Source organism: Rugamonas sp. (genome assembly GCF_025354735.1).
Lineage (GTDB): Bacteria > Pseudomonadota > Gammaproteobacteria > Burkholderiales > Burkholderiaceae_D > Rugamonas.
Genome location: NZ_JANXMI010000116.1, coordinates 1 through 16,835, shown reverse-complemented (window position 1 = coordinate 16,835; position 16,835 = coordinate 1). Strand labels below are relative to the sequence as shown.

Sequence of the window (16,835 nt, the reverse complement as noted above, 5' to 3'; positions counted from 1 at the left end):
GCGCGCTCAGCCGTTGATGAATAATGGCCCCTCCGCAGTCCCGCACGTCTTTACGCAAAGGAGCCTTGCCGATGAAGCCACACCACCTTTTGCCCTGTCTGGCGTGCGTGCTGTTGTTGTCGGCCTGCGCCGACGGCGGCGGCTTGCGCGCCGACGGCCATCCCGCGGTGGCGCTGGACCGCGCGCTGGCCGATGCCGACCGCGCCGTCAGCGCCGGCCAGACCGACCAGGCCCAGACCATCCTGAAAAACGCCGCCACCACCTATCCGGCCGACAAGACCCCATGGCTGCACCTGGCCCAGATCAAGTTCGACCGCGCCAGTTACGGCGAGGCCATCATGAACGCCCTCGAAGCCTTGCAGCGCGACCCGAACGACAAGCTCGGCAACAGCATCGTCGCCGTCAGCGGCTTGCGCCTGTCGACCAAGGCGCTGGCCGACCTGAGCCAGCAAAACAATCTGAACGGATCGCTGCGCTCGGAAGCCAAGGACCTGGCCCGGCTGTTGCGCGCCAGCCTGGGCGAGGACGTGCTGGTGCCGACCGGCGCCGCGCCCACGGCGCGCCAGGCGGCGTCGGCCAAAAAATCGCCGCCGCGCGCCGCGCATGGCAGGGAAGCCCCGCCGGCCGGCGGCGACGACGCGTTCGGCGGGCTCAAATAATGGCGCGCGCGGCAATCCGGTTCAACCGTGTTTTTTTTGATGGAGTGGCTATGGCTAATAGTGACAGTGTGCAAAAGCGCCTGACCAAGGTGCGTCCGCCGCGGGTGCAGATGACCTACGACGTGGAAATCGGCGACGCGATCGAAAACAAGGAACTGCCCTTCGTCGTCGGCGTGATCGGCGACTTCGGCGGCAATCCCGACGTCGAGCAAAAACGCCTGAAGGACCGCAAGTTCGTCAACATCGACGGCGACAATTTCGACGAGGTGCTGGGCGGCGTCGAACCGGTGGCGCAGTTCCGCGTACCCAACCATCTCGACGAGCGGGAGGGCACGTTCACGGTCGAACTGCACTTCCGTTCGATGGACGACTTCCGCCCCGAATCGGTGGTGCGGCAGGTGGCGCCGCTGAGCAAGCTGCTCGACGCGCGCACCAAGCTGGCCGACCTGCGCAACAAGCTGGCCGGCAACGACAAGCTCGAAGACATCCTCACCGATGTCCTCAACAACACGGAGCAGTTGCACCGTCTCGGCGGCGTCGCGCCCGCGCAGGAGGAATGATGGCCGATCAAGCGCAAGCGGGCCTGCCGCAGCCGGTGCAGGAAATCGCCGTCGACGTGGGCGCGCCGGCGGCCGCCAGCCTGCTCGACCAGATCGTCGAGCAGAGCAAGGTCGCCAAGTCCAGCGTCGAACACGAACGCGCCAAGGACTTGATTTCCGAACTGGTCAGCCAGGTGCTCGACGGCACGGTGCTGGTGTCGCACAACCTGACGGCCACGCTGGACGCGCGGGTGGCCGAGCTGGACCGGCTGATCTCGGCCCAGCTCAGCGCCGTCATGCACGCGCCGGCGTTCCAGCAGCTCGAACGCAGCTGGACCGGCGTGCACTACCTGGTCAAGAATTCGACCACCGGTCCCGGCCTGAAGGTCAGGATGCTCAACGCCAGCAAGCGCGAACTGGTGAAGGACTTCCAGACCGCGCTCGAATTCGACCAGAGCACCATGTTCAAGAAAATCTACGAGGAGGAGTTCGGCACCTTCGGCGGCGCGCCGTACGCGGCCCTGCTGGGCGACTTTGAAATCTCGCGCCAGCCCGAAGACATGTATTTCGTCCAGCAGATGTCGCACGTGGCCGCCGCCGCCCACGCGCCCTTCGTCGCCGCCGCCGCGCCGGAACTGTTCGGCCTCGAATCGTACGGCGACCTGGGCAAGCCGCGCGACCTGTCCAAGGTGTTCGACACCGTCGAATACGCGAAATGGAAAGCCTTCCGCGAATCGGAGGACGCCCGCTACGTGGGCCTGACGCTGCCGCGCTTCCTCGGCCGGCTGCCCTTCAACCCGGTCGACGGCACCACCGTCGAAGGCTTCAACTTCGTCGAGGAAGTCGACGGCACCGACCACCAGAAATATTTATGGTGCAACGCCGCCTACGCCTTCGGCGCCAAGCTGACCAAGGCCTACGAGGATTTCGGCTGGTGCGCGGCGATCCGCGGCGTCGAGGGCGGCGGCCTGGTCGACGACCTGCCGACCCACACCTTCAAGACCGACGAGGGCGAGGTGGCGCTCAAGTGCCCGACCGAGGTGGCCATCACCGACCGCCGCGAAAAGGAGTTGAGCGACCTCGGCTTCATCTCCCTGGTGCACTGCAAGAACACGGCCTACGCCGCCTTCTTCGGCGCGCAGTCGGCGCAGAAGGCGCGCAAGTACAGCACCGACGCGGCCAACGCCAACGCCGTGCTGTCGTCGCAGCTGCAATACATCTTCGCCGTGTCGCGCATCGCCCACTATATGAAGGCCATGATGCGCGACAAGATCGGCAGCTTTTCGGCCGCCGCCAACGTCGAGGATTTCCTCAACCGCTGGCTGATGAAGTACGTCCTGCTCGACGACAACGCCAGCCAAGAAGGCCCAGTTCCCGCTGCGCGAAGCGTCGGTGCAGGTGCACGAGGTGGCGGGCCGGCCCGGCGTGTACCGCGCCGTGTCCTTCCTGCGGCCGCACTTCCAGCTCGACGAATTATCCGTTTCCCTCCGACTGGTCGCGGAGTTGCCGAAGTCGACCAGTACCTGATTTTCCTTCACCACCAACCTAGGAGCGCGCAATGGCAATCGACGTCTATCTCTACATTGATGGCATCAAGGGGGAGTCGGCCGACGACACCCACAAGGACTGGATCGAGTGCCAGTCGGTCAACTGGGGCGTGAGCCAGCCCAAGTCGGCCACCGCCTCGACCGGCGGCGGCCACACCGCCGAGCGCTGCGAGCACGCCGACATCACCATCACCAAGCTGGCCGACCTGGCCTCGCCCATCCTGCTGCAAACCTGCGCCGCCAGCCGCACCATCCCCAAGGCCAAGTTCGAATTCATGCGGGCCGACGCCCAGGGCCAGCGCGTCAAATACTATGAAATCGAAATCGAGAACGTGCTGATCGGCTCGGTCACGCCGGAGGTGGAGCAGGGCGACATCCTGGCCGAGGCGGTCGGCTTCAAGTTCTCCAAGGTGCGCTGGAAGTACACGCAGCAAAAAATCAGCGGCGGCGCCGGCGGCAACACCTCCGGCGGCTGGGATTTGGCGAGCAACCGCATCGTCTGATTATTTGTTCCGCTCATCTTGATGGGCAAAATATCCGCGGCGCCGCACCGGGCCAGTCGCGGATATTTTTTTGGGAGAAGGCCAGCATGGGCATCAATCTGAAAACGCTGATCGGCAAACTGAACGACACCACCCGCGACGCCGCCACGCGCGCCGCCGGCATCTGCGTCGGCCTGGGCCAGTACGAGGTCGAGGTCGAGCATTTGTTCCTGGCCCTGCTGGAACAGGAGCGCAGCGACTTCGTCGTGATCGCGCGCCGCTGCGGCATCGGCCTGACCGCGCTCGAGCGCGACCTGCGCCAGGAGGTGGCGCGCTTCAAGACCGGCAGCGCCCGCACGCCGGTGTTTTCCAAGCACTTGCCGACGCTGCTGGAACACGCGTGGCTGATCGCCTCGCTGGCCACGCCGCAACCGGACCGGATCCGCAGCGGCCATCTGCTGCTGGCCCTGCTGACCGAACCCGCACTGGCGCAGCTGGCCCAGCGCGGCTCGCGGCTGTTTTCCACCTTTCCCGTCGATGAACTCAAGCACCATCTCGACAAGATCGCCCACGGTTCGGAGGAAGCGGCCGGTGTATCTTCGCCGCCGGCCGACGGCGCACTGGACGGCGAGGCTGTCGATCTGGCCGCGCAACCGGCCGCGCGCACGCCGGCGCTGGACCAGTTCACCACCAACCTCACGCGGCTGGCGCGCGAGGGCCAGCTCGACCCCGTCATCGGCCGCGAAATGGAAATCCGCCAGACCATCGACATCCTGATGCGGCGGCGCCAGAACAATCCCATCCTGACCGGCGAGGCCGGCGTCGGCAAGACCGCCGTGGTCGAAGGGCTGGCGCTGCGCATCGCCGCCGGCGCGGTGCCGCCGGTGCTGCTCGGCGTGCAGCTGCACACGCTCGACATGGGCTTGTTGCAGGCCGGCGCCAGCGTCAAGGGCGAGTTCGAGAGCCGGCTCAAGAACGTCATCGACGAGGTCAGCAAGAGCCCACATCCCATCATCCTGTTTATCGACGAGGCCCACACCATGATAGGCGCCGGCGGCCAGGCCGGCCAGAGCGACGCGGCCAACCTGCTCAAGCCGGCGCTGGCGCGCGGCCAGCTGCGCACCATCGCCGCCACCACCTGGAGCGAATACAAAAAATACTTCGAGAAGGACGCGGCGCTGGCGCGGCGCTTCCAGGTCGTCAAGGTCGAGGAGCCGGGCGGGGAGGTGGCCTGCGCCATGCTGCGCGCGATGGCGCCGCTGATGGAGCGCCACTTCAAGGTGCGCGTGCGCGATGAGGCGGTGGAGGCGGCGGCCACGGAGGTCGAACGGCTGGCGGCCGAAATCGCGGCCCTGCAACGCGAGTGCGGCGAGCCGCGCCACGCCGCCCGCCTCAAGCCGCTGCGCGCCGCCCACGCCGCCGCCCAGCAGGAGCACGCCCGCCACAGCGCGCACTGGCAACGCGAACTGGCCCTCGTCGCCGCCATCGTCGAACTGCGCGCGGCGCTGGTTGACGGCGCCGCCGACACCGCGCCCATCGTCGCCATGCGGGAGCAGCTGGCCGCGCTGCAGGGCGAGGCGCCGATGGTGGCCGTCGAAGTCGACGCGCAGACGGTGGCCGCCATCGTCTCCGGCTGGACCGGCATCCCGCTCGGCAAAATGCTCAGGGACGATATCCGCACCGTGCTCAATCTGGGCCAGGCGCTGGCGCAGCGCATCCTCGGCCAGCGGCACGCCATCGAGGCGGTGGCGCAGCGCGTGCGCACCGCGCGCGCCAACCTGGACGATCCGAACAAGCCGGCCGGCGTGTTCCTGTTCGCCGGTCCGTCCGGCGTCGGCAAGACGGAAACGGCGCTGGCGCTGGCCGAGCTGCTGTACGGCGGCGAGCGCAAACTCATCACCATCAACATGAGCGAATACCAGGAGGCGCACAGCGTGTCCGGCCTGAAAGGCTCGCCGCCCGGCTACGTCGGCTACGGCGAAGGCGGGGTGCTGACCGAGGCCGTGCGGCGCCAGCCCTACAGCGTGGTGCTGCTCGACGAAATCGAAAAAGCCCATCCCGACGTCGCCGAACTGTTTTTCCAGGTCTTCGACAAGGGCGTGCTCGACGACGCCGAAGGCCGCGAAATCGACTTCCGCAACACCATCATCATCGCCACCACCAACGCCGGCTCGGCGGCACTGATGCAGGCCTGCCTGAACCAGCCCGACGCCGCCCTGCCCACGCCGGAGCGGATGGAACTGCTGCTGCGGCCGGCGCTGATGAAGCACTTCAAGCCGGCCTTCCTCGGACGCCTGAAAGTGGTGCCCTTTTATCCGATCGGCGACACGGTCCTGGCCAGCATCATCGCGCTCAAGCTGCGCCGCATCGAGCAGCGCGTGCGCGACCACCACCACGCCGATTTCATCTGCGACGCCTCGCTGGTCGACGCCGTGCTGGCGCGCTGCACGGAGGTCGATGCCGGCGCCCGCAACGTCGACCACATCCTCAACGGCAGCCTGCTGCCGGAGATCGCCCAGGCGGTGCTGGCCAAGATGGCCGACGGCGCCGCCATCGCCAGGATCAGGGTCGGTGCCAACGCGCAGGGCCAGTTCAAATACACCATCAAATGACCGGAGACCCGCCATGTTCATCGTCGCCCAACTGCTACTGCCCATCAGCGCCGCCGACAGCTGCGGCGCCGACATATCCTTCAGCGCCGAGGTCGACGCCATCGCCCGCGCGCGCCAGTACGACGATCCCACGCTGGCCCAGGGCGAGTGGGTGGTGGCGCTGAAGGAAGCCGACTGGCCCTTCGTCGCCAGCCGCTGCGCCAGGCTGATCGAAACCCACAGCAAGGACTTGCGGCTGGCCGTCTGGCTGGCCGAGGCGCAGGCGAAAACGCGGCGGTTCCGCGGCCTCGGCGACGGCTACGCCGTGCTGGCCGGCCTGTGCCAACAATACTGGGCAGGCTTGCACCCGCAACCGGAAGGCGGCGAATACGAGCAGCGCGTCGGCAACCTGGCGTGGCTGCTGGCGCGCACGCCGCTGCTGGTCAAGCAGATGGCGCTGACCGAGGGCACGCCGTATGCGCTGGCCGATTTTGACTCGGCCCGCCAGCGCGGCATCGGCGCCGTCACCGACGTGCGGCCGCCGCAGAACTGGGGCGCGCCCACGCCCGACAGCGGTCCCGCGCTGGCCGACCTGGACGCCGAGCGGCGCCGCAATTCGGCCCGCTTCAACGCGGCGCTGCTGGCCGATGTCCAATACTGCCTGGACGCGCTGGGCCAGCTCGAAGGCGTCATCGATGAGCGCCTGGGCGCCGCCGGTCCCGGCTTCAGCGCCGCCCGCGAGGCGCTGGCGGACGTGATCCATTTCATCGCCCCGCTGACGCCCACGGCGCCGGCCGCTGCACCGCGCGCGATGGCGGCGCTGCCGGCCGCCGTGCCGCTGCCGGCCCAGGGCGCCAGCGGCGGCGCCCCGCACAGCCGCGCGCAGGCGCTGGCGCAGCTGCGCCAGGTGGCCGAGTTCTTCCGCGCCACCGAACCGCACAGCCCGGTCGCCTATCTGGCCGACAAAGCCGCGCGCTGGGGCGAGCTGCCGCTGCATCTGTGGCTGCGCTCGGTCATCAAAGACCCGGCCGCCATCGCCGGCCTCGACGAACTGTTGGGCGCCGACGGACCGTGATGGCGCGCCGGGCGGCGCCGGCGTGGCTGGCATGGCGCTAGCGGCGTGTTGTTCCTGAGGCCGCTCAGGCAAATAAGTTGAAATATTTCCCCGAACAGTACACACTCGGATTTCCAGAGCTGCATCAGTGTGCATTTGTGAGGGGACACCCATGAAGAATTTGAAGATCGGCGCCCGCCTCGGCGTGGGCTTTTCCGTCGTGCTGCTGTTGTTGACGGTGTTGACGGCGATCGGCATCCTGCGCATGAACCGCGCCAGCGACATGACGGACGAGATGATTAATGTGCGCATGCACAACGAGCGCCTCATTTCCGAATGGTTCAAGGTGATCGAGGTGAACGCCGTGCGCGCCACGGCGGCCTGGCAGGTGGCCGACGCCGACGCCCAGAAAGCCTTCGAAACGCAGATGGCGCAGTCCTCGGTGCGCGCCACCGAAATCCAGGACCAGATGGGCAAGCGGCTGGAGCGGCCCGATTCCGTGGCCCTGTACAAAGAGGTGCTGGCCGACCGCAAAGCCTATCTGGCCATCCGCAAGGCGGTCTTCAAGGCCAAGGCGGACGGCGATCTGGAGACCGGCAAGCGGCTGTTCGGCGGCGACATGGAGAGCGGCCGCAAAGTCTATCTCGACGCGCTGCGCAAGCTGGCGGAAAACCAGCAAACCATCCTCGACGAGGCGGCCGCCCGCATCCACCAGGAATACCAGACCGGCCGCACCCTGCTGGCGACGCTGGGCGCGGCCGCCATCGTCATGGGCATCGCCTTCGCGTGGTGGATCACGCACACGATCACGCAGCCGATCAACGCCGCCGTCAAGGTGGCGCAGACCGTGTCGGCCGGCGACCTGACCAGCGACATCCAGGTCCGCAGCCGCGACGAAACGGGGCAGCTGATGAGCGCCCTGAAAAACATGAACAGCAACCTGGTGCACATCGTCGGCCAGGTCCGCAGCGGCACCGTGAAGATGGCGTCGGCGTCCAACGAAATCGCGGCCGGCAATCTCGACCTGTCGTCGCGCACCGAGCAGCAGGCCAGCTCGTTGCAGCAGACCGCGTCGTCGATGGAAGACTTGACGTCGACCGTGAAGCTGAACGCGGCCAGCGCGCGCCAGGCCAACGAGCTGGCCATCATCGCCTCGCAGATCGCCAGCAAGGGCGGGGCGGTGGTGTCGGAAGTGGTCAGCACCATGGGATCGATCAACGATTCATCGCGCAAGATCGTCGAGATCATCAGCGTCATCGACGGCATCGCCTTCCAGACCAATATCCTGGCCTTGAACGCGGCCGTCGAAGCGGCCCGCGCCGGCGAGCAGGGACGCGGCTTCGCCGTCGTCGCGTCCGAGGTGCGCAACCTGGCGCAGCGCTCGGCCTCGGCCGCCAAGGATATCAAGGGCTTGATCGACGATTCGGTGCAAAAGGTGTCGGTCGGCTCGGCGCTGGTCGACCGCGCCGGCCAGACAATGGATGAAATCGTGCAGAGCATCGCCCGCGTGACCGAGATCATGAATCAGATCACCGACGCCAGCGACGCCCAGCACGCTGGCATCGAGCAGGTCAACCGCGCCATCGGCCAGATGGACCAGGCCACGCAGCAGAACGCGGCGCTGGTGGAGGAGGCGGCGGCGGCGGCGGCGGCCGAGTCGATGCAGAACCAGTCGGCGCAGCTGGCGCAGGTGGTCAGCGTGTTCAAGCTCGATAATATGGCGGCCGCCGCGCCTTCCGTGCGGACGCCGTCGGCGTCGCGCGGTGGCGCCGGCCAAGACCAAGGTCGCGACCAAGGTCGCGGCCAAGGTCGCGGCCAAGGCCGGCGCCACTGTCGCGGCGCCCAAGCGCATCGCGCCCAAGCTCGCCGCCACGGCCTCGGAGCAGGACAGCTGGGAAGAATTCTGAGCGCCTAGCCGCTACAATGGCGGCCTATGACTGCGCACGCTCCCCACTCCGATCCCGATCCCGTTCCCGCGCCGCCGCCCGCGCGCGCCATGTGCGACACCTGCCTGCGGGCGCAACGCGCGTGCATCTGCCGCTGGATCGCGGCGGTATCGAATTCGGTGGAAGTGCTGATCCTTCAGCATCCGATGGAAGTGGCGAACGCCAAGGGCAGCGCGCGGCTGCTGCATCTGAGTTTGTCGAACAGCCGCATGGTCGCCGGCGAGCAGTTCGCGCCGGCCGAACTGGCGGCGCTATTGTCGCCCGACCGCGCATCGGTGCTGCTGTATCCCGCCACCGTGGCCGGCCACGCGCCGGAACTGATCGCGCCGCCGCCGTTCGATCCGGCGCTGGCCGCGCAGCCGGAACGTCTGCGCCTGGTGGTGCTGGACGGGACCTGGCGCAAGAGTCGCAAGATGCTGTATCTGAATCCGCTGTTGCAAACGCTGCCACGGCTGCCGCTGCGCGACACGCCGCCGTCGCATTACCTGATCCGCAAGGCGCACCTGCCGGACCAGTTGTCGACGCTGGAGGCGACCTGCTACGCGCTGGCGCAACTGGAGCGGACCGACGGCGACGGATTCAGCCCGCTGATCGCCGCCTTCGACGGCTTCGTCGCGCAGCAATCGAGCTTTGCGCCGCCGCGATAAGCGTCCGCCGGCGGCTTATTGCAGCAGTATCGCCTTGCGATACGGCGCGATCGGCGGCGCCGGGAACTGCACCGACGCGTAAGTCTGGCGGAAGCATTCGGCCTTGCTGTTTTCGACATCGGTCATGCTGCGCGTGACCTTGCCGGCGGCGTCGAGCTGCAAAATAATCGTGACCGGAAATTGCGACTTGTCGTGGCAATGGCCTTTTTCATCGATCTTCTGGTCGTTGTTAAATTTGATCGACACGTCTTCGTAGCGGGTCGCTTTATCGTTCGGGAACTGCGCGTTGAACTTGTTCATTTCAGCGGCGAAGTCGGGGTTCTTCGGCGACGGCGCTTCATATTTCGGCGTCATCGTCTGGCAGCCGGCGGCCAGCAGCATGGCGGCCAGCGCGCCGCATTTCAAGGCGAATTTCAAAGATTGGTTACGCATATATTTTTCCCTTTGGTTGATGGCCCGGCGATGTGGGCGGCCCTGTATTTGGGCCTACGGGGAGCAATGTATCCGAATGTCGAAAATGTTGTCGCACCGCACACGCTGAGCCGATTTTCAGGAAATCAGCTTCAATCCCGGCGGCAGCGCTTCGCCCAGCATGCGCTTCTCGCTGGCCTGGTCGAGCTGCACCACTTCCCGCACCATCGTCACCCAGGCCGGCGGCGAGCCAATGGCCATAAGGCGCCGTTCGATATCGGCGCGCAGCGCGGGACCGATGTCGCGCGAGCGGTCGCCCGTCATGCGCGCCAGGTGGGCGGCGGCGAATCCGGCCGGCTCGGTTTTTTTCCAGTCCAGTGCCAGCACCGCGTGCAGCCACTGTTCCACCACCGCGGCGTCGACCACGTCGTGCGCGCTGCCATGGAAAGGCTGGCGCGCGCCGACGCGGCCCAGGCCCCATAAAAACTTGGCCAGCGCGGCGTCCGATTTGGACGGATCGCCTTTCGCTGCGGGCGTTCCGGCCGCCGCCGCCGATTCCATTTGGCGCAACATCCACGCGCCGATTTCGGCCTTGTAGTTGCCGGGGATGCGCTCGAGCGAGGCGCCCAGGCGCAGCATGTCGTCCTCGCTGCCGCTGACCAGCGTGGGCGGACGGCGGCCGCGCTCCTGTTCGTCGGCCTGCACGTTGAAGGCGAAATCGTCGAGCAGGCGCAGTTGGGCCGGCGCGTCCAACCCACCGCAGACGCGCCGCCACAAGGTCCACCATTCGGCGCAGACCTGGCTGTCCTTGGGATGCTGGACGCCGCCTTCGAACATGGCCCACAGCTGCTCGATGCGCCAGGCGTCGAGCGGGTGGCCGAAGCCGGGCCGCAGGCAGTAGCCGCTCAGGTTCAGCCACGCGCGTTCATGTTCGGCCGAACGGCGCCGGCCTTTGGCGCGCGCCATCAGCGCATCGAACAGTTGGCGCAGCAAGGGCGTCGGCCACTGTTCGCGGCCGCCCAGCAGATGTTCGAGCCGGGCCCGCAGCTGTCGCACTTCTTTCAGCTCGACCTGCTGCGCGCGGCCGCCGAAGATGCGGTCGATTTTTTCCAGCGCCTCGTTGAAGCGCGGCGGCGGCGCGGCATCGCTGGCGTCGGCGCCGTCCGTGCTTGCGCCATGATCGCGCAGCTGGAACTCCAGCAGCCAGCGATGCGGCGCAGCGGACGGCGGCGCCGCATCGTTCGTATCGTCCGCGTTGTCGGTGGCGACGCAATGCACTTCCAGCGTGCCGACTTCACTGAGCGTGGTCGCCAGCTGGACCGGGATTTCCTTGAGCGCGTCGGCGCCGCCGGCGCGCAGCACGGTGGCCATCGGCGGCAGGCGCTGGTAGTCGCCCCGATTCAGGTCGACCAGTGCGCCGGCCTGCGGCGCGGGACCCGATTCCGCGACCGAGGACACGAGGTGGAAGCGCACCGGCCGTCCCACGCGCAGCGCGAAGCTGCGTTCGGCCAGCAGGATTTCGCGGCCTTCGGCGCTGCCGCGCGGCAGGATGCAGATGGCGCGGCGCGGTTTGCCGTCGCGCGGCTCGTCATCGAGCACGAGGAAGTAGCTGCGCGGCGAACCGCCGCCTATCACCGGCGCCTGGCCGCGCTGGCCGAGCGCGTAGGCGACGCCGCCGCGCGCCACCGCGATGTCCGGGTTATCGTTGTGCAGCACCCGCAGCGGCTGGCCGCGCCAGGCCGCCAGCGTGCTTTCGAGGCGCCGCGCCAGCGCGTCGGCGCGGAACACGCCGCCGTTCAGCAGCAGCGTGTCGGGTATCGCCAGCGCCATGTCGTCGATGCCGGCCGGTGCGCGTGAGGCATCGGGCACGGCATCGGGTGACGCATTGGATGACGCATCGGGCGAGCCATCGGATGACGCATCGGGTGACGCATCGACGGCGCCATCGTCCAGCGCCGCCCGCGCCGCGCTCGCGTGCTGGCGCAGGAAGCTGGCCAGGTGCCGCGTGATGGCGGCGTCGCTGGCATAGGGCAGGCCGAATTCGACGATGCCGCCGCGTCCCTGTTTGGCGGTGTCGTGGGCGCCGACGGCGGGGAAGAAGCCGTCGACGATCAGCGTTTCGACTTCCTCGCGCGTCAGTTCGACCGAGCGCGCGCCGCCGATCAGCCGCGCGCCGCCGCCGAGCAACGTCACCGCCACGCTGGCCGGCGCGTCGGCCGCCAGCAGCCGTTCCTTGGCGGCGCGGCAGCGCTCCGTCAGCTGCGACAGGCGACTGGCCGACAGCCGCGCGCCGGCCTGCGCCGGGTCGGCCGCCGCCATGCGCGCCTCGACCAGGTGGGCCAGCGCCAGATCCATATTGTCGCCGCCGAGGATCAGGTGGTGGCCGACGCCGATGCGCGCCATTTGCGGCTGGCCGTCGACCATCGTCACGCGGATCAAACTGAAATCGGTGGTGCCGCCGCCGACGTCGCACACCAGCACCAGGCGCGTGGCGTTCAGCTGCGCCGTCAGCGCGGCGCGGTGGCGGAACAGCCAGTCGTAGAAGGCGGCCTGCGGTTCTTCCAGCAGGCGCAGTCGGGTCAGGCCGGCCATGCGCGCGGCCTCCATCGTCAGCGCGCGCGCGCCCTCGTCGAACGAAGCGGGTATCGTCAGCACGATCTGCTGCTGTTCCAGCGGCTGCTGCGGAAAGCGCGCGTTCCACGCGGCCCGCACATGGGCCAGATAGCTGGCGCTGGCCGCCACCGGCGACACCTTGGCGACGCCGGCGTCCGCGCCCCACGGCAAAATCGGCGCGCTGCGGTCGACACCCGGATGCGACAACCAGCTTTTGGCGCTGGCCACCAGCCGTCCCGGCACCTGCGCGCCGAGGGCGCGGGCCAGCCGCCCGCCGACGACGTGGGCGACGCCGCCGACATCGGCCGCCGTCCACGGCAGCTGCAAGTCGGCCGCCGCCAGTTCGCCGTCGGCCGGGTGGTAGCGCAGCGACGGCAGCAGCGGCGCGGCCGCCAACTGGCCCGGCGCCACCAATTGTTCGATGTCGAACAATTGAATTTGCTGGCCGCCGTCGGCCGCGCCCGGATCGCAGTAGGCCAGCACCGTGTTGGTGGTCCCCAGATCGATGCTGACGAGGTACTGCTGCATGGTCACTCCGTGGCGGCCGCGCGCACGTCGAACTCCACCTTCCAGCGCTCGCCGGAAGACGCCACCGCCAGCAGTTCCAGCGTGCCCGATTCGGTCGCCAGCGCGTGCAGTTTGACCTGCACGATGTCGCCGGCCTGCCGTCCCTCGGGCGACAGCGTGGCCTGGATTTCATTGAGTTCCTGGAGTTCGTCGGCGGCCCAGAAGTCGAGCAGCTCGCCGATCCGGTCGTGGCGCCGCACCGTCGAACCGAAGAAGCGGAAGTTCACCGGCTCGCCGACGACGAGGCCGAACTGCTGCGCCGGCAGTTCGATCTCGCTGCCTTCCTCCATGCCGAACGGCGCCACGCACAGCGCCTGGATCGGCGGCTCCATGCCGGGGATGGCCGGCATCGCCGATTCGACGGCGACGTAGTAGGCGCGCGCCGTGCCGCCGCGTATGCGCACGCCGGCGCCGCGCCGCACGTAGCTGTAATAGGCCGCGCCGCGCGCCACCGCCAGATCGAGGTCGGCGCCGGCCAGCATGCGCGCGGCCGGCGCGTCTTCCATGTACAGCCACTCGTTGATGGTGTCCATCACGCGCTTGACCAGCAGGTCAGATTTGAAGACGCCGCCGTTGAACAGCACCGCCGTCGGATGGAGGAAGGTGGCGCCGGCGTGGTGCGCGCCGCTGTAACCTTGCAGCTCGCCGGTCGCGCCCAGCTGGCGCGCCAGGAAGGCGGCCAGGTGGCGGGTGACGCCGGCGTCCTGCGCATACGGCAGGCCAAGCTGGGTCAGGCCGGCGCGGGTGCGCACGGCCGGCCGCGCCGCCGCGTCGACGGACGGGAAGAAGCCGTCGAGGATGAAGGTGGTCACTTCGTCGCGCGTCAGTTCGGTGCGGATGGAGCCGCCGATCAGCTTCGAGCCACGACTCGGCACGACGATGGGCCAGACCTCGGCGCTGGCGTCGGCCAGCAGCTGTTCCTTGGCGGCGCGGCAGCCGTAGGTCAGCGCGCGCAGTTGCCAGGCGTCGAGCTGGGTGCCGGCGGCGGCCAGCTTGCGCGCCACCAGGTGGGCCAGCGCCAGGTCCATATTGTCTCCGCCGAGCAGTATGTGGTCGCCCACGGCGACGCGGTGCGGTTCGAGCACGCCGTCGCGTTCGAGCACGGCGATCAGCGAAAAGTCGCTGGTGCCGCCGCCGACGTCGACCACCAGAATGATATCGCCCGGCTTGACATCCTTGCGCCAGCGGCCTTCGCTGCCCTGGATCCAGCTGTACAGGGCGGCCTGCGGTTCCTCCAGCAGGGTCGGCGCGCGGTAGCCGGCGGCCTGCGCGGCGGCGGCGGTCAGCTCGCGCGCGGCCGGGTCGAACGAGGCGGGGATGGTGACGGTGACGGCCTGCTCGTCGAACGGCGCTTCCGGGTGCGCGTGGTTCCAGGCCTGGCGCAGGTGGGCCAGGTAGCGGGTCGAGGCGTCGAACGGCGACACCCGCGCCACTTCCGCCGGCGCGTCCGGCGGCAGGATGGCGGCGCGGCGGTCGACGCCGGGATGGCACAACCAGCTCTTCGCGCTCGACACCAGGCGGATCGGCGTGGTGGCGCCACGGCTGCGCGCCATCTCGCCGGCGACGGCGGTCTGTTCGGCGGCCGACTGCGGCCAGGGCAGGCTCAATTCGCCGGGCGCCAGTTCGTCCGCGTGCGGCAGGTAGAGGAAGGACGGCAGCAGCGCCAGGTCTTCGACGGTGCCAGGCGCGGTCAGCTGCGGAATGGCCAGCACGCCGTGCGCGGTTTTTTCGCCGTCGCTGGCGGACAAATCGACATACGACAGCGCGCTGTGGGTGGTGCCCAGGTCGATGCCGATGGCGTAGCGCGGCGCGGTCGGTGTCACGTTCGTGATTGCGTTCATGGCGTCGCTCATAATTCCACCTCGGCCGGCGCGAGGATGGTGGCGTCGTGGGCGTCGGCCAGTTTCGGCAGGCGCACGCTGGCGGCGCGCCAGCCGCGATGGCTCAGCGTGCCGCGGAACGGCGCGCTGCCGACCACGTTGCCGGTCAGGCGCACGGCGGCCGCGTCGAAGCCGGCGTCGAGCACGACGCGGCTGCCTTCGGCCTCGCTGCGCACCGCTTCGATGCTGAAGTGCTCGCGCAGTACCTTGCTGCAACCTTCATGGACCACGCGGGCGGCGGCGCCGATGTCGGCGTCGGAATAGGCGGCCAGGTTCTCTTGCGTGAAATCGATCAGGCGCGCTTCTCGCTGGAACAGGCTCAGCAGTTGCAGCGCGGCGTCCGGAGTGGCGATGCGCAGCGGGGCCGGGGCGGCGGCCGCTGCCGGCGCGATGGGCGCGGCCACGGGCGCCGCGACCGGCGCGGCATCATCGATGCCCATGATGCGTGCGGCGTAGTCGCCGTCGGACAGGGTGCTGAAGAAGGCGCCGAAGGCGAGGGGGATTCTGCGCCAGAACGAAGGCGGCGTCGAAATGGTGGGGTGGCTCATGAGTGCTCGCGTCGGTGAAAATCAGGCCGCCGCCATGCACCGGGCGGGGCTGATGAGTTGTGAGGGGAACAGGCGCCCGTGGTCCAGGCGCCGGGCAATGCGCGGAAAGCGTCGATTTCCCGGTTTGTGCGCATGATACCAGTTCGACGCCGGGTCTTGCACTGGCCCGGCGCAAGGCGGACACTGGTCCGGGGAGGGGGCGCGCCGTTTATTCGCCGTTTATTTTTACCGGCCGCGCTTGATTAGCGGCGTACAGCGGCATGGTATACTGGATATATATACAGTATATGGAATCGACATGCCCGACCATGAGCGCGACTTTGACATCAACAACGAAGGGCAGGTGATGCTGCCGCCGCCATCCCTGAAGGCCACCAAGGGGCGCGGCGCCGTGACGAACCTGCAAGGCCGCTACGAAGTCCACGCGCGCGAGGATTACGACGACGGCTGGGCCCGCGACGCGGACGAGGAGGCGCCGGCCGGCTGGAAAACCCACGTCACCGACGAAGTGGCCAAGACCATCCTGAGCCGCAACGCCTCGCCCGACATTCCATTCAACGTGTCGTTGAACCCGTATCGCGGCTGCGAGCATGTTATCCGCCAAGGCTAGGTGTTCATAGCCAGGTCTACAGACCGGTAATTGTAAATTTTCTTGTTAGCTTATCCCAAATAGCGTTGCGGCAGCCCGTGTAGAAGGTCGCAAACAATGTTTATCTCCGCTCGCTTATTAATCCCAATTTCAACTGGCGGTCAGCTGGCGTGCGCACGTAAAGCTACAAGGTGGCCGAGCGCTCATTTCTAATACCCTAGGTCCAACTATTTTTTTGATAACCACCGCAGCTATACACTTTTACAGCAAGTTGTGTATTTGACAAGTCCACTGCTTTCATGCAAGATGGTTCACGCACTAGGACAGCCGGGCTCCACTGGCGTTGATTGCTGCGGGAATAGGAAGTTTAGAGATGGAAGTCGACGGTGACGAGATTCAAGCACAGACTGATGGATGGGATGAAGAGGACATTTGTTGGGCCATCACGCGAGCACAGAAAAACAAGTCGACCGATTTACTTCCCGCCGGGTTTCCTATTCCGGTTGACGAAAATTCTGGTGAAGTATGTGAGCCGGCTCTGTTGTTCTTGTATGAAAGATACGTCGAAAGCCAAGGCGGCCGATTAGTCATAAACACTTTGCTTGCGTATTGCCACGACCTTATCAGCAAGGCCGCCTCGGTGTGCCAGCGTTGATGCGCGCCGATGGCTTGTTGCCGGTGGTGCTGGCGCCGTCGGCGCCCGCACCAAACAACACCGATGCCGATGGCGACGCCGGCGGCACCATCGTGTTAGAGCTGGGC

12 protein-coding genes and 2 pseudogenes are annotated in these 16,835 nt (G+C 67.6%); 10 read left to right on the top strand and 4 right to left on the bottom strand.

What is annotated here, in order from left to right:
• Positions 1–71 precede the first annotated feature (71 nt).
• The 8 genes and pseudogenes from Q0S71_RS09755 (at position 72) to Q0S71_RS09720 (ending at position 9,465) form a co-directional block, all read left to right on the top strand.
• Positions 72–659: a hypothetical protein gene (locus tag Q0S71_RS09755; protein ID WP_295994307.1), complete on the top strand. Its 588-nt coding sequence runs from the start codon at positions 72–74 to the stop codon at positions 657–659.
• 50 nt (positions 660–709) lie between these two features.
• The gene (tssB, locus tag Q0S71_RS09750; RefSeq protein WP_295994304.1) at positions 710–1,219 is read left to right on the top strand and encodes a type VI secretion system contractile sheath small subunit; all 510 of its coding nucleotides are present in this window, start codon (positions 710–712) and stop codon (positions 1,217–1,219) included.
• A pseudogene (tssC, locus tag Q0S71_RS09745) lies at positions 1,219–2,725 on the top strand (type VI secretion system contractile sheath large subunit). Before tssB ends, tssC begins: the two are co-directional and overlap by 1 nt.
• 31 nt (positions 2,726–2,756) lie before the next feature.
• Positions 2,757–3,248 carry a type VI secretion system tube protein Hcp gene (locus Q0S71_RS09740; protein ID WP_295994302.1) on the top strand — a complete coding sequence of 164 codons (492 nt, stop codon included), beginning with the start codon at positions 2,757–2,759 and terminating at the stop codon, positions 3,246–3,248.
• 86 nt (positions 3,249–3,334) lie between these two features.
• Entirely contained in the window at positions 3,335–5,839 is a 2,505-nt protein-coding gene (locus tag Q0S71_RS09735) for an AAA family ATPase (protein WP_295994300.1), read from the top strand.
• Between the two features lie 13 nt (positions 5,840–5,852).
• On the top strand, positions 5,853–6,893 hold the full coding sequence (gene tssA / locus Q0S71_RS09730) for a type VI secretion system protein TssA (protein ID WP_295994298.1): 1,041 nt from the start codon (positions 5,853–5,855) through the stop codon (positions 6,891–6,893).
• A gap of 151 nt (positions 6,894–7,044) precedes the next feature.
• Positions 7,045–8,787: a methyl-accepting chemotaxis protein gene (locus Q0S71_RS09725; RefSeq protein WP_295994296.1), complete on the top strand. Its 1,743-nt coding sequence runs from the start codon at positions 7,045–7,047 to the stop codon at positions 8,785–8,787.
• Positions 8,788–8,868: 81 nt separating this feature from the next.
• A complete protein-coding gene (locus Q0S71_RS09720) occupies positions 8,869–9,465 on the top strand; it encodes a tRNA-uridine aminocarboxypropyltransferase (protein ID WP_295994342.1) in 597 nt (198 codons plus the stop codon).
• A 15-nt stretch (positions 9,466–9,480) separates the two neighbouring features.
• Here Q0S71_RS09720 and Q0S71_RS09715 read toward each other — a convergent pair whose 3' ends face one another.
• From Q0S71_RS09715 to Q0S71_RS09700, 4 genes are all read right to left on the bottom strand, one after another.
• Positions 9,481–9,897, bottom strand: a complete 417-nt coding sequence (locus Q0S71_RS09715) for a hypothetical protein (RefSeq protein WP_295994294.1) — start codon at positions 9,895–9,897, stop codon at positions 9,481–9,483.
• A gap of 117 nt (positions 9,898–10,014) precedes the next feature.
• Complete coding sequence (locus tag Q0S71_RS09710; RefSeq protein WP_295994292.1) at positions 10,015–13,017, bottom strand: Hsp70 family protein; 3,003 nt, start codon at positions 13,015–13,017, stop codon at positions 10,015–10,017.
• A gap of 2 nt (positions 13,018–13,019) precedes the next feature.
• Entirely contained in the window at positions 13,020–14,897 is a 1,878-nt protein-coding gene (locus Q0S71_RS09705; protein WP_295994291.1) for an Hsp70 family protein, read from the bottom strand.
• 8 nt (positions 14,898–14,905) lie between these two features.
• Complete coding sequence (locus Q0S71_RS09700) at positions 14,906–15,484, bottom strand: DUF2760 domain-containing protein (RefSeq protein ID WP_295994290.1); 579 nt, start codon at positions 15,482–15,484, stop codon at positions 14,906–14,908.
• A gap of 346 nt (positions 15,485–15,830) precedes the next feature.
• Between Q0S71_RS09700 and Q0S71_RS09695 the strand changes: the two are divergent.
• Both Q0S71_RS09695 and Q0S71_RS09690 read left to right on the top strand, forming a co-directional pair.
• A pseudogene (locus Q0S71_RS09695) lies at positions 15,831–16,076 on the top strand (radical SAM protein); the annotation flags it as partial.
• 370 nt (positions 16,077–16,446) lie between these two features.
• A complete protein-coding gene (locus Q0S71_RS09690) occupies positions 16,447–16,728 on the top strand; it encodes a hypothetical protein (protein WP_295994289.1) in 282 nt (93 codons plus the stop codon).
• The last annotated feature ends 107 nt before the right edge of the window (positions 16,729–16,835 follow it).